This is a genomic window from Bradyrhizobium sp. 160, from assembly GCF_023073735.1.
GTDB lineage: Bacteria > Pseudomonadota > Alphaproteobacteria > Rhizobiales > Xanthobacteraceae > Bradyrhizobium.
Genome location: NZ_JADPKD010000001.1, coordinates 29100 through 47516, shown reverse-complemented (window position 1 = coordinate 47516; position 18417 = coordinate 29100). Strand labels below are relative to the sequence as shown.

Here is an 18417-nt window from a genome sequence, read left to right as displayed (position 1 = left end):
TCCTATGGCGCCAGATACGACAAAAGACGGGGGTCGCCGCGCAACTGCTGCGAAGGCCCCGACAGCGCGACGCGGCCGCGATCGAGCACATACGCATGATCCGCTATGCGCATTGCGAGATCGAGGTGTTGCTCGACGATGATGACGGCGATGTCCCTGGCAAGCTCGCTCAAGCGCTCGGTGATCTCCTCGATAACGCCGATCCAGACGCCCTCGGTCGGCTCATCCAGCAACAGCAGCTTTGGGTTTCCCAGCATCGCGCGCGCGATCGCCAGCATCTTGCGCTCGCCGCCGGACAGCGTTCCGGCCGGCTGATCCAGGCGCTGGCCGAGTTTCGGAAACATTCCCATTACCCGATCTACGGCCGATGCATCGCGGTGGAAAACCGATCCGACCGCGAGATTGTCGCGGACCGAGAGGCGCGCAAACACCGAATGCTCCTGCGGCACGTAGCCAATGCCGGCGCGCACCCGCTCGTCGGTCCGGCAACGCTTGATGTCGCGGCCATCGAATTGCACCTCGCCCTTCCAGATCGGCAGCTCGCCGACGATGGCCTTCATGAGCGTGCTTTTTCCGGCGCCGTTGCGACCGAGGATAGCCACACCACCGCGCAAGGGAATGGCGATATTGACGCCGAACAGAACCTGGCTGCGTCTATAGCCAGCGTCGAGATACTTGATATCGAGGAATTCAGGCACGGCGCAGATAAATCTCCTGGACGTTTTTGTTGGCCTGGATTTGCGCAACCGTACCTGACGCCAGGACCTTGCCCTGATCGAGCACCGTCAGGCGGTCGCAAATGTCGCGGATGAAATCCAGGTCGTGTTCGACGATGATAAGCGAGCAATGCTGTTTAATCGGCTGCAGCAATTCGCCGGTGACGCGACGCTCCTCGAGACTCATGCCGCCGGTCGGCTCGTCCAAGAGCAGAAGGCGCGGATGGCCTGCGAGCGCCATCGCGATCTCCAGCCATTGCTGCTGGCCGTGCGATAACGCAGCCGCAGCATCAAAGGCTCGATCGGCAAGGCGGAATTGGTCAAGCATCATCATGACCTTATCGTGCAGTCGTCCTCGAGTACGCGAGAACACCAGATCGAGCAGCGAGGATTGGGCCTGCAGCGCGAGCAGGATGTTGTCGTACAGCGTCAGCGCCGGTAGTACGGAGGTGATCTGGAATTTCAGACTCATACCCGCCCTTGCACGCTCTGTCGGTGTGAACGCGGTGATGTCGGTGTTGGCGAAACTCACCTTTCCTTGTGTAGGTACTTCCGCCCCGGCCAGGCACTTCATCAACGTGCTTTTGCCGGAGCCGTTCGGGCCGATGAGGCCATGAAACTCGTTTTCGTCAACTGTGAGCGCGGCACCGTCCAGCGCGGTGAGCTTGCCGAAAACCTTGGATATTCCGGCGGCTTCAAGAAGCGGCATTACGTATCTCTTTCGGGCTCGGGCCGAAGGTACCGATACGCTCCCGCTCACCGAGCACCAGGCTGATCAGGCCGAGCGGCCGGAACAGGATGACGAGCAGTAGCAAGACGCCGAGAATGATCGGCCAGATGTCGCGATAGTTGTCGGAGAGCCAGAAACTGAGGCCCTCGACGATTGCGGTGCCGATCACGGCACCAATCAATGTCCCAGAGCCGCCGAACAGGACGTAGAGCACGACCTGGGTCGACATCACGACCCCCAGCATCGTGGTCCAGACGAAGCCCTCATGGAACGCATAAAGGCTTCCGGCAATGCCTGCGATCGCGCCACCTATTGCGAAAATGATTGCCTTCAGGTGTTGAACTTTGTAGCCGAAGAATGCGATACGCTGTTCGTTCTCCCGCAATCCCGCCAGCGCAAGCCCGAACTGCGAGCGCAACAGAAAGCGCGACGATAGGTAAACCAGTATCAGAATGACCAGCGCCAAGTAATAGAAAGCCGGTCCCTCGCTCAGTGCATACGATCCGATGCTCATCGATTGGATCGAAGGGATTCCGTTCTGACCACCAAGGTAATAAGAACCGCGCGCCAGCCGGTCGGCCGCGTAAGCTCCGGTCATGGTGCCGAGCGAGACGAAGACGATGCTGGAGGCGTGGCGGCCGAGCAGCAGGAAACCGGCCAGCAGCAACGCAGCAACGAAGCCGATCAGAGTACCGAGCGGAATTACGGCAAAGATCGACGCCACGTTGAAATCCCGTGAAAGCAGTGCCACGCCATAGCCAGCCATGCCGAAGAACAACGATTGCCCTAAGCTCAAGATCCCGGCATAGCCCCACACCAAGTCGAACGACAATGCGAAGAGGCACAGAACAAGCACCCGCGTCGCATACACCGTGATGTAGTCCTGCAGCAGCAACGGCGCGACCGCTGCGATGATCAGCACCGCCACTTCAATAACTGGAAGCACCTCTTGGCGGCCGGCGTTTGCAGACGCACTGATAGTGAGGGTCTGCGACGCTTCGATCACGCAGGACGCTGCACGGGTTCCGGTGCTGGTCGACGATACCTGAGACATTCAGCACTCCTTCGGGTCGACCAGGCCGGCGCTACGGGCTACGATCTCGTATTGGCCGCCCTTCGCCACACCGATGTACATGTTCATCTTGCAGTGGCGCTTGCCGGGCACCATCTCCGCCGGCCCGCCCGGACCTTCCTCGATCTTGGCGTGATCCAGGGCAGCAGCTACCGCGACCCGGTCAATCGTGCCAGCTTCCTTTACCGCAGCTTCCCACAGCTTCAGTCCTCGATAAGTGCCAGTGGCGGCGCTGCCTGCCGAGAACCGGAACTTGGCAGGAAACTGTTCGTCGTACGCCGCCTGAATCTTGGCGCTCACCGGGTCCTCGGATGTCAAAGCCTTGTAGTAGTCAAGGCTGCTTGCGAGACCTTCAATCTCATTGGCCTGGTTCATTACAAGTGTGTTCTCGTCATAGTAGACGCAGCCCAGCCGCCCGCCGTTCTTGGAGAAGCCCGCTCCATAGAGCTGCTTGAAGAAAGGGCTGACGCCGGGAGGGACGATGGTGTTGAACACCACGTCCACCTTGTTGGAGATGATGCGGCTCACCGTGGAGGAGAAATCGATCTGGTCGAGCGGATAGTACTCCTCGAAGATCACCTCGCCGCCATTCCTCTCGATCACCTTGCGCGCATAGGCATTGATCGTTTGCGGCCAGATATAGTTGGAGCTCGGCATCGCGAAACGTTTGCCGCCATTCTTGATCAACCAGGGAATGAACTGGTCGCAATTCTGAGCCGGTACCGGCCCGGTGCAGAACAGATTGGGCATGCACTCTTTGCCCTCGTAGCCCTCCGGATAGATGTAGAGCGTCTTGCCACGAGAGATGATGACGTCCTTGATGGCATTGCGCATCGAGCTTGAAATGCCTCCGAGCACCAGGTCGACCTTGTCTCGCTGGATCAACTTGCGGACGTTGCCGACTGCGACCGACTCGTTGGAGGCCGTGTCCTCGATAAGGAGCTCGATCGGACGCCCCAGTAGACCGCCTTTGTCATTGATCTCCTTGACGATCATGCGAGCGACATTAGCGTCGGTATTGCCGGCAAAGCCGAGTGAACCCGTAAGATCAGTGGCGATACCGACTCTGATCGGGCCTTCCGCGGCGTTGGCCCAGGCCGGGCGGATCACCCAGCTGCCCGGGCCGATTGCAATAGCGGCAGAGGCGAAGGCGAAATTGCGAAGAAAACGGCGGCGGCTGAGTTGTTGGCTGGCGTTGATCATCAGTTAAACCCCTCTTCCCGAGACCAGGCCTTGCGGCCGGACCTTAATGAAAATGATGGCGAGCACGAAAACCAGAACGTCGGCGATCACCGGCGACATCAGCCAGGGCAGCGCGGCACTGAACGTGCCGATTGCGCTGGCGCCGGCGACAGGGCCGGCAAAGGACCCGACCCCGCCCACCATCACGGCAACGAACCCTTGAATAAGGAAGCGGATGCCTAGATCGGCGAACAGCGAAAAGACCGGTACGATCAGCGCGCCGGCCAGACCCGCGAGTGCCGCACCAAACGCAAAGGTCACGCTGTAAATCATGCCGGTGGAGATGCCTGAGGCCCGCGCCAGCGACGGGTTCTCCAGCGAGGCGCGGACCCGCAGGCCTAAGGAGGTGTAGGCGATCAGCGCATAGCTGGCGGCCATCACGAGCACGGTCATGACAACGATCACGCAGCGCCAAATGGCGAAATGCAGCGTGCCGATGGTGATGGACCCACCGACCGGCTCCGGCACCGAGAGATATAGGCCGCCAGTCAGGCCGCGCACTATCTCGCGAATAATTAACCCGAGCGCGTAGGTGCCGAGCATGGCGACGATCGGCGCCGCGTAGAACCGTCGCACCACGAGTCTTTCCAATGCGAGCCCGAGCGCGCCGACCGCAATAGGCGCGGCGAGCATGCCTAGCGCGACCGGCAAACCGATGCTGTGCACGAGATAGGTGATGTAGGCACCGAGCAGGACGAACTCGCCCTGTGCGAAGTTGAAGATGCCCATCATGCTGGCAATGATTCCGAGACCGAGCACGACCAGCACCACGATGGCGCCGAAGCTCAAGACTTCGAACGCGGCGATAAACAGCGTATCCATGTCGCTACGTCACATTCCTCGGACTTGCGAGCGCATCCTCCGGTCCAGATTGATCGACGGCGTGAGCTGCGGTTGGCATGCAAAGGGCTGGCGACACGAGGCGCTCCTGAAAGGTTTCATCCCGGCACCTGGAGGTGCGGTCGATGGTGCGTTTCTTAAGATGGCTCGCCGATCGACGCTTTATTCACGATATGCAGGGCGAGTTCGCCTAGCAGGAGCGCAACGCAATCTGAGTAATATGGGGTAATGCGGCATTGGTAAGCGGCATTGTGCTTGCAGTAGCGGAGCTCTCGACGAGCAAGCAACTGTCGCCATATCACCTAGTGTGCGTGCTGCAAGATGGCTCAGTCATTGAGGTGGTCGACAACGTGCCGATGCTGGAGCAATTATTGCGCGGGGTGCCTGGCGCGACGCCTGGTCGCCGCAAGGTCGCCGAGCCTGAACTGCTTCATTGTTTGGTGCCCGCGAGCTCAAGCGCAAGCATGTGACCTTCGGGTTGCAGGCGCGCCCGTCCTTGCCCCAAAATGATTGAAAGACAGCGGAAAATGGCCTCCCAGGCTCAGCCTACGACAAGAAAGTTGCAAGGACGTTTCTGAAGACAACACGTTTGTGCTGGCCTCGCCGAACCGCCTACAACAGTCTCGGTGTGGGCACGACGCAGCTCTACGACAAAACCGTGAGCTACAATCATAAGCGCCACAGGGAGTTTGAGCTCAGCAACCGCGAGTTTGCTTTTAGCATGAGGCAACGCTTCCCGAAGTCACTGACGAAGGAGTTCCTGTTCGTAGATCTCGTCAACAACATCGATCAGCTTGCCGAGGCCTAGGATGAAGTGCTCAAGCGCCGGGGCGGAGCGAGCCGCCGAGTCCGACCAGAAGCGTTTGCGTCGTGCGGTGAGCGCATACGGAAGTGAACGCGCCAAGAAGTTCTTTGAAGGTGCGCTGAGGGGCAACGAACTACATGCGGCGTGATTTCCTCCACAAACATCCGCAGTTGGCGGATCTGATTCGGATTGTGGCGGACGGAGGGCATTGCTCCGGCCCTGGTTGAAAAGGACTACTGGATCATGCGCTGCCTTTATGGCTTGACGAACTTGGCTTCACATTTCAGCTCAAAGGCGGGACTCGCTTTCCAAGGGTCACAAGATCATCGCCCCTCTTTCGGAAGACAGCGACATCCTGATCGGACTCCCTGGCCAGGATGTGAACGTCGGCAAGAACCAGAAGCCTGGGCAGCCGTCACCGCTTTCGTAGCCGCGTCCACGTTCTTACTCAACTGCTGCGGCGAATGAAGCGTTTTTGTTTGGTGTTGTTAGAGATCGTGGCTCACTGCGGAATAACAAAGCGCGAGATGATATGCAGCCCAGACGAGCTTTGGATATCCCAAAGAGTTGCGTCTGTTCTAACGCCGAGAGTGCCACCTCGCTCAGAGATGAGTTCTGTATGACGGGGCGTCCGAAGGCGTCGTTCGGAGCGATCTCTGCTTGCCAGTGATGTCTGGATCATGTCTTTCGCGACCCCAGCGAATACATGCCGCCACGCACCTGAACTTCACCGTCAAGCTCTAGAAGCCGCAGCCTTTTGCCCCTGATGAGCCGACAGCAGGATGCTGTTCACGGCGCGGTATGCGAAGACGATGGCCGGACCGATCGTGATGCCTGCTCCCGGATAGATCCCACGCATTGGCGAGGTCATGTCATTGCCGCAAGCATAGAGACCCATGATCGGCCTGCCATTTTCGTCCAGGACCTTGCCGTCAGTATCAGTTGCCAATCCAGTCGCTGTTCCGAGCGTTGCCGGCACGATCGGCAGCGCGACAAATGGGGCGTTTCTGATTGCTCCAAGATTTGGATTTTTCATTCCCACGGCAGGATCGCCCTGCGTGCGGTTGAAAACCGATTCTCCACGTTTGAAAAGCGGATCGCGCCCCTCGGCGGCGTGGGCGTTATGTTCCTCGATCGTCTTTTGAAGCTCAGCAGGGTCTAGCCCCAACCGGTTCGCAAGCTCTTCAATCGTTTTCCCCACCTTGATGTATCCGAGGCGTGCATATTTGTCGATGCTCAAGGTCCAGGGCCAGGGGAGCAAATGTCCCATGCCTCTTAAGCGGACGAAGTCGTGATCGCAGATGAAGTAGAATCGCTTGTCTGCCGGATATCCACCTTTGAAGATTGCCAGGCAGATGTCGTGGTACGAATTGGATTCATTGACGAAGCGCTTGCCATTTGGCCCCACTGCAATGACGCCGGGGCGGCCACGGTCAAGCCAGCCGTACGGGACAATTTGCGAGCAGCTGCCGCTCTTCAGGATCGACACGGGCGTCCAGAAGCCGGCAGAAGCCACATCATTGTCAATTGCAGCTCCGCGCCTGGTCGCAAGCCTAATGCCATCTCCCGTGGCATCGGGATGGGCCAGCGTGTCGTCATGCTGGTGAGGGCCGCTTAGCTCGGCTCTCAATTGCGCGTTATGAGCAAAACCGCCCGTTGCCAGGATCACCGCATGCGAGGCGCACACGCGAACCTCAGAATCGATCAGCTTGACGACTGCCCCCGTGACGCGCCCCTCTTCCAAGATGAGGTCTATAACAGGCGACGCCGGCCAAATCTCTACGTCGTATTTGCGCAGGCTCGCGAGCAACCGCGCGATCAAGGCATTGCCTCCGCTGAGCTCGGTGCCACGCCTGTAACTTAGGCGGTCCCTTACGTAGCGGCTGAGGCGACGCAAGACATGCTTGAGCGAAGCAAACGATTGGAACGGGTTCAGAAAGCTTCTCACCTCGCCGGACGAGATCATCATCCCGCCGAGCACAACACGAATAGGGTCGCCTATCAGATCAAAATCGCTGCCTAGAAGCCTTCCATCATAGGGTGCAGGGCTGAGCGCCCGGCCCTTGTCAACCCCGCCGACCTGGCTCGAGTGATAATCGGGCACAGACGCCAGCGTGAACTTGACCTCTGTCCCGTTCTCAAGTGCTGTGAGCGCAGTTGGACCGTCCTCAAGATAGGCCTCAACAAAGCCTGCCCGATAATGGATGCCAAGTTCATGCTGCAGGTAGGTCTTTGCTTTCGCAAGCGAGTCATCGATTTCAGCAGACCGCGCGTGGGGCGAACAAGGAACCCAGATCATGCCGTTCGACAGCGCCGTGGTGCCGCCGATTCGCGGAGATTTTTCACATACCGTAACTCGCAATCCGGCCTTTGCCGCATAGAGCGCCGCTGATAGCCCGGCCGCACCGCTACCGACCACGAGTACATCGGTCTCCCAATCATGATCCAGCCTGTTCCCTCGGGGGAATGTGATTGTCTTATCGTTGCCTGATCGGCCGATCGGCTTATCCATTCCAGCCTCGCTGCAAGATTTCCGATGAACGTCAGTGATGTCGCGGGAGCGGGACAGCTTTGAATTCCCCTGCCGCGGCCTTCACCGCCCGTTCGATGGGAATTCTTTCGATGGAGGAGGCGCCAACGAAGCCGATACACTGAGTCGACCGGTAGACCTCGATCGTGTCCTGCGGCTCGGCGATCGCCCCGCCATGACAAAGCAGGATGACATCGGAGCGAACGGTTCGTGCCGCCGTGTTGATGTCGTTAATGCGCCTGATCGCCTCTTGAATTGACTGCCCATCCTCATGGCCCATGAGCCCGCCACGGGTTGCCCCGACATGGGGGACGATGCAGTCGGCACCTGCACTCGTCATGGCTTTGGCGTCTTCGGCGCGTGCGACATAGGCCAGCGAGAAGATGTTCTTCTTGCGGGCAGTCGCAATCATCTCGACCTCTCGGTCGAAGCCGAGCCCAACGCGGCCTCGGCGCTCACGCCATTTTTCACCCATGGTGGAGATGGTCGGATAGTTGATGACGCCGGAGAAGCCGGCCGCCCAGAACTTGTCGAGAAGCGCGTCAAGGTCGAGCCGGAGAGGATCCCACGCCTCGACGCCGCCCACGACAGGCACGGAAGAGACGACATTGCGGATTTCGGCCGCAAGCTCGAGCGTGCGCGCGTTGGAATCGCCGATTCGGCTCGTGGGAAGCCCCATAAGGCGCGACAGCCCGGTGCTGTAGACCACCAGCATGTCGGCCCCTCCGAGGACGGCACATTTCGCGACCAGGCCGCAGCTGCTTCCGGCCGCAAGGACCGCTTTTCGTTCTTCGATCTGGCTTGCGATCCTGGACAGGATTTCATTGCGCTCAAACATTCGCATTACAATCAGCCTCCGTGCCCAATTGTTTGAGGATCCAGCTCGCGGCGGCCTCGGCAAATTCGGGATCGTTGATGTGGCAGTTCAGTTCGCGGACCGCGATCTTCGGGGCAAGATTGTCCTTCAGCGCGTCGAGCCAAGCCCTGTCGGCCTCGGGATTGCAAAAAATGCCGCCTTCGCGGTCGTAATCGGAAACGCCATTCGCGGGCCAAAGGACGATGGTAGGCCCCTCTGCCCGCGACAGCCGCTCGGCCGTGAGCCGGCCGATGCTCGCGTTCTCGGAAGGCGTTGTGCGCATGAGCGTTGTGTAGGCCGTATGGGAGTAGAACTGGCGGCCGCGAAATTGATCAGGAATGCTCGAGCGCGGACCAAAATTGACCATATCGACCGCGCCAGGTGCGATCACTTGCGGGATCAATTGCTGCGACGCTGCTTTGAGCCGATCGGGTCCAGCGCTGGCGGCCCCCCCAAAGAGTTCGTCAGCGAGCTCTGTTGTGGTCAGATCAATGACTGCGTCGAATTCACCGGCCGCGATCAGCTGCTCCATTTTGCGCCCGCCGGCCCCGTTGGCAGGAAAGACAATCGCGTCTACCCCGGCCTCGGCAAGGCGCGCCATGCACTGATTTGCCGCGGGCGTCGTTACGCCGAAGGCTGTGATCGCGACAATCTTTCTTTTGTGCGCACCTTGAGCGGGCGCATAGTGCATGGCTGCAATGGCTCGCCCTGCATTCTGCAGCACCCGATCGGTAAAGGCATTGATTCCGAAAAGATCGACGAGCGTCGGATAGAGGATGATGTCGTTGTGGATCGCCAATTCTGCGAGCAGGGCTGGCCTTGCGCTGCTGACCAGCAACTTGGGAAAGCCATAAGGCAAATCGGATACGATCTCCCCGAAAGCCGCGCTACCTTTTCCACCTGCAACGCCAACGATCGCACTGATCGCGCCTGATTGCAGGAGGCCAGCAACCTTCTTGCGCGTGCTTGCGGCTATCTCTTTCAAGAGTTCGGCAGGCGAAGAGACGCGAGCACTGTCAGCATCCTGTTTGTCCCCGGCAATCAAGTTGGATGTACCGATGTCGATCAGGAGGATCTTGCGGCCGCACGCTTTGATGGTACCTGCAAGGTAAGACGCTTCGGCGCCCTTAGTATCCAGGGTCGCCACGATCGCGACCGCGCCCGCCAGCTCGGACGGGTTACCGTCCCGGATCGACCCCTGGTCGTCCGTGCAATGGTGAGACACGATCTTCCTCCCGGACCATTCTTAACAACAGGTGGTCTAGACCGGGCTGAAACCGCTCATAAGATGAGTAAAAGGGGCAATTGGGTAAGATTGGGTAGAGGCGGTGAAAGCGCTTGCCACCCACTTGTCAGCCTGCGCTTCTGCTCAAGATCGCGCGGGGCAGCCAGTCCCGCCGGTGATGACCATGACCGACATGTTGATGACGATGTACTGCCGCCGATGGTGATGATCGAGAAGAACCATGATCGATCCGACTACACCGCTGCCCCATCCTTCAGCGCATGGGCTTTTGTCTGCGGCGTCAAGAATTCGGCGAAGGTATTGGCCACATCCTCCAGCGGTCCGGGATCGACCGCGACCGTGGTGAATGCTGCCCATTGATCCTTTGCCGGCGTCCTCGGTGGAAGCCGGGGTCCGGCACATCGGGGCGCATCGAGGCACTCGGACTTGCGCCGTTCGAAAGTCGCCTTGATTGGCGCGCCAGCAGTCCTCCTCGAATCTATGTAAGCGGATCAAGATCCGGACGACATAGACGTATTTCAAGGCGCTGTTGGCGAAGCCTAGCGCGTTGAGGGCTTTTTTTCGCTATAACAGTCTCTCAGGTAGGAGCGCAGCTTGGGTGCGGGAAAATCTAGGAGCAACGGCAGATCGGCTCCTTCACGCCGGGCTCGACCGCGTCGCCACTCGCGATGTCGATCATGGCGCGAACGCGCGCGTTGTCGACCGTGGCATGACTCCTGAGGAAAGCGCGCGCTCTGCCGCCAGCCTTGCAAGGCCCCGCAGCACGCATCGCCGCGAGATGGTCCGCGAGCCCCGGCGGGGACTTGGGGATGTCTTCTTTATGCAGAACGTAGCAACGCGAGTTTCGGCGCGAGGACTTCCCGGCGCTCGACATGATATGCCGCCAACGCAAGGGAACCGCGACGTAACGCTCACCTGCCTACACGCGGATGACGCCGCAAACATGAGGATCACACGAAACCACTCGTCCGCAAGTTCGATCAGTTGCCGCATCACGTCGCGATCCGGCGGGATGATTCGCCGCGCGGCTTGCGATGGCTTCGACGTCCTTGACGGCCTTGAAGGCGAAAAGATCCTGGTACATTGTGACCGCGCCGATCCGATGACACTGCCGAACGGCTAAAAAATGCCGCTGCTGGATCTCTCCAACAGCGGCTCAAGTTCTAGGGAGAAAGCAGACGACCGGTCTGCCAGCGGATCCCGTCGCATTCGGTAAGAAGTCGGCTAACGTTCGGCGCCACGTTGTCCCGTCGGCCTTCGGTTCTCTTCGGAACTAGCCTGCCAAATATTTCGGCATTGACACGTGTTCGTTGAAAAGGACTTCACCCTTCCCGAATGGCCAACAACAGTAGTGTAGACGGGCTGAAATCACCTATAAGATCAGTGAAACGTTCAAACGGGTAAGATTGAGTAGAAACGGTGAAGGCGACAGCGATCGGCAAGCTTGTTTCGCACCTTTCGGGTACAGCCAAGGGCGCCTGCATGGAAATCTATGCGCCCTCTTTGCGCAGCCTTCCAGAAGGCTCCAAACTCGTCATGGCAACCTTGCCTGTCATTGACTGGAACGACTGCCTTTCGCGAGACCTGCGCAGTCTCCACAAAGAAGCATCCGCTGATGTCTATGCGGGGCTCGTCATGATCGATCCCTTCTCGTGCTGGGAGGATCTTGCCGATTTGTTGAAAGCTGCCGGGATCACGGGGGTCATAAACTTCCCACCTGCGTCCCTCATTGACCGGTCGACGGCAGGCAGGCCGGTTGATACCGGACAGGAGCTCGAACTTCGACGGATGGAATGGTTTGCGAGCCTCGGATTTAAGACCTTGTTCACCGCCAGTGATGATTCCCAGATCACAGCGGCAGAGCGGCGACTTGGCTCGCATCTTTTCGGTATCATCCATTTGCCGGAAGAAGCTCTCAACCACGCAATTGGCGATGAGATGGAGCTGGTAAGCTTTAAGGACCAGGCATCGTCGTTGCCGAAGTACACGCTCCTGGAGGGCACCGGTTCGAAGCCTCAGGGTCGAAAGACGTGAGGACCGGAAGGACGTGAGGAGCAGTAGCCTATTCCAATATCCGCAGCTTCTTGATCTTGTTGTAGAGGGTTTTTCTTGAAAGCCCCAGCGAGCGGGCGGTCTTTCCGCGGTGAAGCCTGTTGCGTTTCAAACCGTCGATGATCCACTCGCGTTCGGAAAGTGCACTTATGGGCTTAGCGGGTGACGACGCGTTCAAAAGGGGCTTTAGGACATCAGCTGTAATATGGGTACCTGGCAGCATTACCAGCTGGTTGACGATCTGGCGTAATTCTCTCAAGTTACCCGGCCAATAATGGCCGGCGAGCGCCAGGAATGCAGAATTTTCTATCCCGAGCGTTTGCGCGTTCGAAACTCCCTTCGCCTCCACCGTGAAATGTTGGATGAGCTGCGGAAGGTCCTCCAGCCGGTTTGGCAAAGCGGGTAGTTCTATGTCGAGCCCAGCAAAGAAGGCAAGAAGGCGGGGACATAGAACACTTTCCAAGCTTGCTCCGCGAGCCACCGTTACGGTTGCGATGATCCGGGCGTTTGACCTTACAAGGGATGCGCCGTTCAGCGGCGTGAAAGTACCTGTCTCGAGATAGTCGGCAAGACGTTCTTGCCCATCTCGCGACAGCTGATCGACATGCGTCAGCAAGAGCGCAGAATCGCTTGCGCCTTCCAGGAGCGACAATTGGCGTCTCCTGTTCTCATCGGCCTCGGCGCCGAACAGCGCACCGATCATATCGATTGCGAGGCCCCGACGACAATGAAACAGCGCCGCGTTCACGTGCTTCCGGTCGCTAAAGGAATGAACGAGGCTTGCTATTCTCCGCTTCCCTGATCCCGCCTCGCCCCAAACGAGCACAGGGTTGGGACTAGCACCAAGGCGTCTTGCGGTCTCCAGGGTGCGCTTCATGACTGAGGACTGTGCGATCACCCCATGTCTGAACCCACTTAACTGAAGCTGGCGCTCTAGGAGATCGACCTTCTCCCGCAACAAGTGAATGGTCTTGAACCCCGACGTCACCTCGAGGACTGACATTTCCAGTGGAACACGGTCGAGCGAAGAGCCGCCGATAAAGCCCTGGACACCCGTTTCGCGACAGATCTCCAAGAGTTCGTCAGGCTTGGTTATTGGCCCGCCGCCAAGCAGGCAGATAGCGTTTCTGTCAATCGATTGAGCCACACGCGCAACGGCGCTGGCACGCGCGGCAAGCTCCGCGAGGCTGATCGATGGGGCAGATCCGGTTTCGATGCTCCGGTTGAGATTGAAGTTGATGCAGATGGCCTCAGTGCCCGCTTCAACCATGCGCCTTGCCTCGGATTGGGTGCGCGTATAGGCGATCGTCATCAGGCCGCGTTTTGCCGCCTTCACCAGGAGCTCGATTTCCCGCTCGTAGCCAAGGCCGCATTTCTCAAGCAGTGACCTCCTGTAGTCATCGATGTGGATGACAGATGGGAAGTTGGTGACCCCTGAAAAGCCCCATCTGATGATGCGCTCAAGCCACCGGTCGATATCGAGCTGCGGATCGAAGGTGCAGGCTCCAAAAAACACCGGCAATTTCGTGCTAGGCAGGATCTCGGTCCTGCCGAAGCCGGCCACGAATTCATTGCAATTGCGTATTGGAAGAATCGAGGCTGGTGACGATCCGCCCATCGCCCGAAAACGACCAGCATTAAGCGCGAGCACGAAATCTGCGCCCGCGCGTTCGGCCGCTCTTGCGGTCATGCCCGATCCGATTCCCGCTCCCAGCACAAACGAACGGGAGTTCCGGAAGAACTGCCTGATCCCGCCGCCCCTTACCTGGTCCGCCCGCGTGTGCATACCGGCCCCGCTTTTTGCACGGCAGGTCCAATAACTAGCCCCAATTTGCGGGCGCGTGCAACCGTCGCAGCGCCTTTCCGTTCGCCATGAAGAGATGGCAGTCCACAGGCGAGGCTGCAAGACGAACCTTGCCAAGCCCCCTGGGGGGCTCGGCCTTTGACGCCTTTGCAACCACTGTTTCATTTCCAGCGTTGCCGTAGATGTATGTGACGCTGCCAAGATGCTCGACAAAATCGACGTCGAGTTCGATTGCGATCTCCTTCCTCACCGCCGAAGACGGAGAGAAATCATCAGGCCGAATTCCGAGCGTGATCGGCTTGCCGACGAGCAATTGATCCGGCTGGACGGGCACGGAGACCGTCGTCCCCGCGTCCAGTTTGACGTCCAGGCCCGCCTCGTGTGCAGCCTCGATGTGGCCGTTGAGAAAATTCATCTTGGGCGAGCCAATGAATCCCGCCACAAATCGGGACGCAGGATTGTGATAAAGATCATGCGGGCTTCCGACTTGCTCAATATTGCCGTCCTTGAGCACGACAATCTTGTCGGCCATCGTCATGGCCTCGACCTGGTCGTGCGTCACATAGATCATGGTGTTTCCAAGCTGCCTGTGCAGCTTGGCAATCTGGACCCGCATCTGCACCCGCAATTCCGTGTCAAGGTTCGACAGCGGCTCATCGAACAGGAACACCTTGGGTTCGCGTACAATCGCGCGCCCAATGGCCACCCGCTGGCGCTGTCCCCCTGAAAGTTGTCGAGGTTTACGATCTAACAGATGATTGATCTGCAACAGCGATGCCGTCTCAACGACTTTGGTATCAATCTCGGCCCTCGCAGCCTTGGCCATCCTTAGGGGAAAGGCGAGGTTCTCTCGCACCGTCATGTGCGGATAGAGAGCGTAGCTCTGAAATACCATGCCGAGGTTACGGTCGGCCGCGTCAACATTGTTGACGACCTCATTGTCGATCAAGAGCCGACCACCGCTGATGCGCTCCAACCCTCCGATCATTCGTAGCAGCGTCGACTTGCCCGAGCCCGATGGTCCAACGAAGACGGCGAATTCGCCATGATCGATGGTCAGGTCGATGTTCCGCAGGATCTGGATGGTCCCGAACGCTTTACTCACGCCTTCCAAACGAACATCGGCCATCACGCTCTCCTCTGTCGCGAGCTTCCAACCAGCGCCGGCGCCACCTCGATCTCCGCCAGACTGGATACGACGAAATCGGGCGGCATCAGTGATGAATCCTCTCGGGGCGGAACGCCGGTGGTCACCAGCACGGTCAGCAACCCTGCACGGCTCCCGGCCTGAATATCCGTCGGAATCTGGTCGCCAATCAGCAATGTGGCACTGCGAGCGGTGCCCAGGCGCGCAAGTGCCGTCTCAATCATGTGCGGCTCGGGCTTACCAACGAACACGGGCTCAACTTTCGTGGCAGCAGCCACGGCCATGATCGTCGCGCCAGCTCCGGGCTCGAAACCTCCTGCGGTCGGCAAGAGGAGATCGGGGTTGGTACCGATGAACACCGCTCCGTCCAAAATCGCTTCCACCGCAATCCGCATCTTTTCATGCGTGATCTGACGGTCCAGCCCCATGACGACGGCATCAGGTTTCCGATCGGTGACCTCGAGCCCGATGTCGGCGATAGCCTTCACGAGGGATGGCGCGCCGATGACAAATACACGCGCAAGGTCCTGGTATTTCGCGCGGAGGAGTTCGGCGGCGGTGACAGCACTCGTAACAACGTTTGTCGGCGCGATGGCAAGGCCAAACGCCTCCAGTTTGCGGACGACGTCCTCTGGCGTGTGCGTTGAATTGTTTGTCACGAAGCAGAACGGCAGTCCCGCCGCCTGCCATCGTCCAAATACCTGGATAGCATCGGCAATCGCAGCACTCCCGCGATAGACCACGCCATCCAGATCCGAAATGATGCCTTCTATTGGCGGCCAGTTGATGCGAAAGCCCGTGTTAGCCATTCATCAGCATCCCGCCATTCACGTGAACGATCTGACCGGTCATATAGGAAGCTGCAGGACTTGCCAGAAAGACCGCAAGACCTGCGATATCCTCCGGCACCCCGACCCGCCCCAAGGGAATCCGGCCGCTGTGGCGAGCTTCGGTCTCCTCACGCGGACGTCCATGCATCGGCGTATCGATGATTCCGGGCGCGATTGCGTTCACATTGATGTTGAGGGGCGCGCATTCATAGGCAAGCAGTTTGGTAACGTCGTGAACGATTGCCTTCGACAAGCAATAGTCGGCGCCACCGGCCTGGTAGTTGAAGACTGCCCCCTGTGAGGACAGTGAGGAACCGACGTTGACGATGCGGCCACCCCTCGCTTGCATGAAGCGCTCGATCGCTAATTTCGAGCATCGCAGAACAGCAACCGAGTTGATCTGGATAGTGCGCTCGATCGTCGCGGCACTGCCTTTTAGGAGCGGCTGGGCAGACTTGATGCCGGCATTGTTGACCAGCACATCGAGCCGGCCAAAGTTCTTGGCAATCTCATCGAGGACCCGGGCGACGTCCTCCTCGCGAGTGACATCCATTGCCATGGGCAGGACGCCGTTGCCATAGCGCAAGCTTGCCAAAGTGTCTCTGAGGTTTGCAAGGTTGGTGTCAGTGGCAAGGACGTTCGCCCCTCCTGCCCTAAATGCATTCACAATGGCAGACCCGATGCCGCCGCCGGCTCCGGTCACGAGCACCGTTCTACCTAAAACTGAGAACTGTTCAGTCATTCCAACTCCAAGATCGTTTGTGACTTCAGAAACTCGTCAACCGCCTCCGCGCTCGGCATGGAGCTTTGAGCGCCGCGCCGTGTCACACAAAGCGAGGCCACGGCCAGCGCCTTCCTCACTGCTTCCCTTAACGGCAGCCGCTGGGCGAGTGATGCGGCGAACGCTCCGTTGAATGCATCGCCCGCGGCCGTGGTATCAATCACCTTGACGGGAAAGGCCCGAAGCGCAAAAGACGTTTCCGCATCGGCATAGTATACGCCTTGTGCACCCAGGGTGATCAGCGCGGCACTCGGCCCGAGATCAACAAGCCTCATGGCTGCGTGCGCGGCGCTGTTGAAGTCGTACACCTCGATCCCCGTCAGCTCAAAAGCTTCGGCCTGGTTCGGCGTCACGAAATCAACACTTCGCCAGGCCGCCGATGAAAGCCCCGGCCGCACCGGCGCCGGGTTGAAGATGAGCTTAAATTCCTTCTCGCATTTCATTTCGAAGAGCCGATTGAGCGCTCCGATCGGCATGCCCATTTCGGCGACCACGATCGCATCGGGCTCTATGAATTGCGCCGCGCCCTCGATCATATCTGGCGTCACGTTCAGATTGGCGCCAGGGTCGATGACAATCATATTGGAGCCGTCGTCACCGACCATAACCATGGCCGAACCAGAGATCTCGCCCGCACAGATCTTGATGGCATCCGCGCGAACACCGGCCTCGCGCAGCGACTGCAACAGGGAGTGCCCGGCTTCGTCATCGCCAAGACGCGTGTAGAAGTGTGGCTTGAGCCCGAGCCGGGCAGCGGCAACGGCCTGATTGGCGGCCTTCCCTCCAGGGTTGCGGGTCAATGTGCCCATCAGGCTTTCACCCGGCGTTGGCAGTCGCTCGACACTGAAGCAGAGATCGATATTTGTCGTTCCAAAGAACATCAATGGCCTGACACTCATTTTACGGCACCGAAGGTGAGGCCACGTTCGAGGTGACGCTGGCCGATAACGATCAAAATGACGGGAATGATCATTGTCAGGACCAACCCTGCGGCCATGACAGGGTAGAACTGCACGCCGGGGTTGAGCAGCTTGAGAAGAGCCACCGTCACCGGCGCCTTGGTCGAGCTGAGGATGAGACCGAGCGCGAAGTTGTGCCAGGCAAGCAGAAAGATGAGCAACGAGGCACCGATCAGGCCGGGCTTCAAGAGCGGCAGCACGATATGCAACATGCCCCGGAAAGGTCTCGCGCCATCCATCGCGGCTGCCTCCTCGATATCCTTTGGGATGTCTTCAATGTAGGAGCGGCTCAGCCAAACCATCATCGGCAGTGTGACGACCTGATAGACCCAGATCATGCCGAGATAGGTGTCATACAGTCCGACCGTCTGGAAAACGCTGAAGAGCGGGATGACGACCAGAAACACCGGGGCAAAGCGAAATCCAAGAATGAAGAAGGCGATATCTTCCTTGAAAGGTATATCCCGCCTCGCCAGAACGTACGCCGCAGGAACTCCCACCGCTAAGGAGACGAGAACGGAGCCGAGCGCTATCACGACACTGTTCGTGATCGGTGTCAGGAAATCGACTTTGATGGTTCCGTAGCTGGTCGCCCCCGCCTTCGCCACATCGAACAAGACACGAAAGTTGTCCAATGTCGGCGAGAACACGAAACTCGGCGGCCAGGCCATGATCTCGGCCTGCTGCTTCAACGACATCATCACGATCCAGACAAGTGGAAAGGCCAGGATCAATGCGCACAGTCCGACGAGCAGGTTCAGGACCAGATTGGTGGCAGTCGAACGTCTGAAGCGCATGGGTTGCCTT

The 18417-nt window shown here is 58.9% G+C and carries 17 protein-coding genes; 3 read left to right on the top strand and 14 right to left on the bottom strand.

Going from position 1 to position 18417, the window contains the following annotated elements; genetic code table 11:
• Nucleotides 1–2: 2 nt before the first annotated feature.
• Genes IVA98_RS00235 through IVA98_RS00215 form a run of 5 tightly spaced genes read right to left on the bottom strand, consistent with a single transcriptional unit; the run spans nucleotide 3 to nucleotide 4582 of the window.
• Nucleotides 3–698, bottom strand: coding sequence for an ABC transporter ATP-binding protein (locus IVA98_RS00235; RefSeq protein ID WP_247354117.1), 696 nt, complete (start codon nucleotides 696–698; stop codon nucleotides 3–5).
• A complete protein-coding gene (locus tag IVA98_RS00230; protein ID WP_247335109.1) occupies nucleotides 691–1425 on the bottom strand; it encodes an ABC transporter ATP-binding protein in 735 nt (244 codons plus the stop codon). Before IVA98_RS00230 ends, IVA98_RS00235 begins: the two co-directional genes overlap by 8 nt.
• Nucleotides 1412–2500, bottom strand: coding sequence for a branched-chain amino acid ABC transporter permease (locus tag IVA98_RS00225; RefSeq protein WP_247354116.1), 1089 nt, complete (start codon nucleotides 2498–2500; stop codon nucleotides 1412–1414). The genes IVA98_RS00230 and IVA98_RS00225 overlap by 14 nt, the downstream gene beginning before the upstream one ends.
• Nucleotides 2501–3721, bottom strand: a complete 1221-nt coding sequence (locus tag IVA98_RS00220; RefSeq protein WP_247354115.1) for a substrate-binding protein — start codon at nucleotides 3719–3721, stop codon at nucleotides 2501–2503.
• Between the two features lie 3 nt (nucleotides 3722–3724).
• Nucleotides 3725–4582 (bottom strand): branched-chain amino acid ABC transporter permease, encoded by an 858-nt coding sequence (locus IVA98_RS00215; RefSeq protein ID WP_247335112.1) that lies wholly within the window; start codon nucleotides 4580–4582, stop codon nucleotides 3725–3727.
• Between the two features lie 676 nt (nucleotides 4583–5258).
• Between IVA98_RS00215 and IVA98_RS00210 the strand changes: the two genes are divergently transcribed.
• Nucleotides 5259–5408 carry a hypothetical protein gene (locus IVA98_RS00210; protein ID WP_247354114.1) on the top strand — a complete coding sequence of 50 codons (150 nt, stop codon included), beginning with the start codon at nucleotides 5259–5261 and terminating at the stop codon, nucleotides 5406–5408.
• Between the two features lie 730 nt (nucleotides 5409–6138).
• Here the strand turns inward: IVA98_RS00210 and IVA98_RS00205 are convergent.
• Genes IVA98_RS00205 through IVA98_RS00195 form a run of 3 tightly spaced genes read right to left on the bottom strand, consistent with a single transcriptional unit; the run spans nucleotide 6139 to nucleotide 10016 of the window.
• The gene (locus IVA98_RS00205) at nucleotides 6139–7917 is read right to left on the bottom strand and encodes an FAD-dependent oxidoreductase (protein ID WP_247354113.1); all 1779 of its coding nucleotides are present in this window, start codon (nucleotides 7915–7917) and stop codon (nucleotides 6139–6141) included.
• 31 nt (nucleotides 7918–7948) lie between these two features.
• Complete coding sequence (locus IVA98_RS00200; protein ID WP_247354154.1) at nucleotides 7949–8773, bottom strand: phosphoenolpyruvate hydrolase family protein; 825 nt, start codon at nucleotides 8771–8773, stop codon at nucleotides 7949–7951.
• Nucleotides 8766–10016: a Tm-1-like ATP-binding domain-containing protein gene (locus IVA98_RS00195; RefSeq protein WP_247354112.1), complete on the bottom strand. Its 1251-nt coding sequence runs from the start codon at nucleotides 10014–10016 to the stop codon at nucleotides 8766–8768. The genes IVA98_RS00200 and IVA98_RS00195 overlap by 8 nt, the downstream gene beginning before the upstream one ends.
• A gap of 219 nt (nucleotides 10017–10235) precedes the next feature.
• Here IVA98_RS00195 and IVA98_RS00190 point away from each other — a divergent pair, with 219 nt between their 5' ends.
• Nucleotides 10236–10397, top strand: a complete 162-nt coding sequence (locus IVA98_RS00190; RefSeq protein ID WP_247301015.1) for a hypothetical protein — start codon at nucleotides 10236–10238, stop codon at nucleotides 10395–10397.
• A 1059-nt stretch (nucleotides 10398–11456) separates the two neighbouring features.
• The gene (locus tag IVA98_RS00185; RefSeq protein WP_247301014.1) at nucleotides 11457–12071 is read left to right on the top strand and encodes a hypothetical protein; all 615 of its coding nucleotides are present in this window, start codon (nucleotides 11457–11459) and stop codon (nucleotides 12069–12071) included.
• Between the two features lie 28 nt (nucleotides 12072–12099).
• On the opposite strand, the gene IVA98_RS00180 is transcribed toward IVA98_RS00185, so the two are convergent.
• Genes IVA98_RS00180 through IVA98_RS00155 form a run of 6 tightly spaced genes read right to left on the bottom strand, consistent with a single transcriptional unit; the run spans nucleotide 12100 to nucleotide 18407 of the window.
• A complete protein-coding gene (locus IVA98_RS00180) occupies nucleotides 12100–13875 on the bottom strand; it encodes a phosphoenolpyruvate hydrolase family protein (protein ID WP_256464577.1) in 1776 nt (591 codons plus the stop codon).
• 34 nt (nucleotides 13876–13909) lie between these two features.
• A complete protein-coding gene (locus IVA98_RS00175; protein WP_247277957.1) occupies nucleotides 13910–15022 on the bottom strand; it encodes an ABC transporter ATP-binding protein in 1113 nt (370 codons plus the stop codon).
• Nucleotides 15022–15849, bottom strand: coding sequence for an HAD-IIA family hydrolase (locus tag IVA98_RS00170; RefSeq protein ID WP_247354111.1), 828 nt, complete (start codon nucleotides 15847–15849; stop codon nucleotides 15022–15024). The genes IVA98_RS00175 and IVA98_RS00170 overlap by 1 nt, the downstream gene beginning before the upstream one ends.
• Entirely contained in the window at nucleotides 15842–16612 is a 771-nt protein-coding gene (locus tag IVA98_RS00165) for an SDR family NAD(P)-dependent oxidoreductase (protein ID WP_247301011.1), read from the bottom strand. Before IVA98_RS00165 ends, IVA98_RS00170 begins: the two co-directional genes overlap by 8 nt.
• Nucleotides 16609–17550, bottom strand: coding sequence for a ribokinase (locus tag IVA98_RS00160; protein ID WP_247335130.1), 942 nt, complete (start codon nucleotides 17548–17550; stop codon nucleotides 16609–16611). Before IVA98_RS00160 ends, IVA98_RS00165 begins: the two co-directional genes overlap by 4 nt.
• Nucleotides 17547–18407 carry a carbohydrate ABC transporter permease gene (locus IVA98_RS00155; RefSeq protein ID WP_247354110.1) on the bottom strand — a complete coding sequence of 287 codons (861 nt, stop codon included), beginning with the start codon at nucleotides 18405–18407 and terminating at the stop codon, nucleotides 17547–17549. The genes IVA98_RS00160 and IVA98_RS00155 overlap by 4 nt, the downstream gene beginning before the upstream one ends.
• Nucleotides 18408–18417: the final 10 nt, after the last annotated feature.

Excerpts from the sequence above, each read along its gene's own strand:
- IVA98_RS00190 (WP_247301015.1), top strand. The coding sequence starts at position 10,236 with ATGGTGATGATCGAGAAGAACCATGATCGATCCGACTACACCGCTGCC.
- IVA98_RS00155 (WP_247354110.1), bottom strand. The coding sequence starts at position 18,407 with ATGCGCTTCAGACGTTCGACTGCCACCAATCTGGTCCTGAACCTGCTC.
- IVA98_RS00230 (WP_247335109.1), bottom strand. The coding sequence starts at position 1,425 with ATGCCGCTTCTTGAAGCCGCCGGAATATCCAAGGTTTTCGGCAAGCTC.
- IVA98_RS00180 (WP_256464577.1), bottom strand. The coding sequence starts at position 13,875 with ATGCACACGCGGGCGGACCAGGTAAGGGGCGGCGGGATCAGGCAGTTC.
- IVA98_RS00200 (WP_247354154.1), bottom strand. The coding sequence starts at position 8,773 with ATGTTTGAGCGCAATGAAATCCTGTCCAGGATCGCAAGCCAGATCGAA.
- IVA98_RS00215 (WP_247335112.1), bottom strand. The coding sequence starts at position 4,582 with ATGGATACGCTGTTTATCGCCGCGTTCGAAGTCTTGAGCTTCGGCGCC.
- IVA98_RS00175 (WP_247277957.1), bottom strand. The coding sequence starts at position 15,022 with ATGGCCGATGTTCGTTTGGAAGGCGTGAGTAAAGCGTTCGGGACCATC.
- IVA98_RS00225 (WP_247354116.1), bottom strand. The coding sequence starts at position 2,500 with ATGTCTCAGGTATCGTCGACCAGCACCGGAACCCGTGCAGCGTCCTGC.
- IVA98_RS00165 (WP_247301011.1), bottom strand. The coding sequence starts at position 16,612 with ATGACTGAACAGTTCTCAGTTTTAGGTAGAACGGTGCTCGTGACCGGA.
- IVA98_RS00205 (WP_247354113.1), bottom strand. The coding sequence starts at position 7,917 with ATGGATAAGCCGATCGGCCGATCAGGCAACGATAAGACAATCACATTC.
- IVA98_RS00170 (WP_247354111.1), bottom strand. The coding sequence starts at position 15,849 with ATGGCTAACACGGGCTTTCGCATCAACTGGCCGCCAATAGAAGGCATC.
- IVA98_RS00160 (WP_247335130.1), bottom strand. The coding sequence starts at position 17,550 with ATGAGTGTCAGGCCATTGATGTTCTTTGGAACGACAAATATCGATCTC.
- IVA98_RS00220 (WP_247354115.1), bottom strand. The coding sequence starts at position 3,721 with ATGATCAACGCCAGCCAACAACTCAGCCGCCGCCGTTTTCTTCGCAAT.